This is a genomic window from Haemophilus sp. HMSC071C11 (assembly GCF_001837655.1).
GTDB lineage: Bacteria > Pseudomonadota > Gammaproteobacteria > Enterobacterales > Pasteurellaceae > Haemophilus > Haemophilus influenzae.
The window spans coordinates 1-313 of the sequence record NZ_KV833448.1 but is presented as its reverse complement, the minus strand read 5'-3'; the positions used below and the strand labels follow the sequence as shown (position 1 = coordinate 313).

General features: G+C 38.3%; 1 protein-coding gene. It reads right to left on the bottom strand.

The genetic code is table 11. The features are described 5' to 3' along the window. Positions 1-313 (bottom strand): ATP-binding cassette domain-containing protein (locus tag HMPREF2644_RS07825; RefSeq protein WP_143422625.1); only part of this gene is annotated, 313 nt, incomplete at both ends.

The window sequence follows — 313 nt, the reverse complement described above, 5'->3', positions numbered from 1 at the left end:
TCTTCCACTGCTTTACTTGCCCAGAAATTGGCTTGTTGCTGTTTCGCATCAAAGAATCCTCCCACATACTTATTCAAACGCCCTTCACCTTCGAATAAATAACATTCTGTGGCAGTATTATCGATAAATTGACGGTCGTGGCTCACAATTAACAATGTGCCTTGATAATCAGTCAAAATTTCTTCTAAAAGCTCCAATGTTTCTACATCAAGGTCATTGGTCGGTTCGTCAAGAATCAATAAATTATTTGGTTTGAGTAATAATTTTGCGAGCAATAAACGATTTCGTTCTCCCCCCGATAAGGCTTTAACTG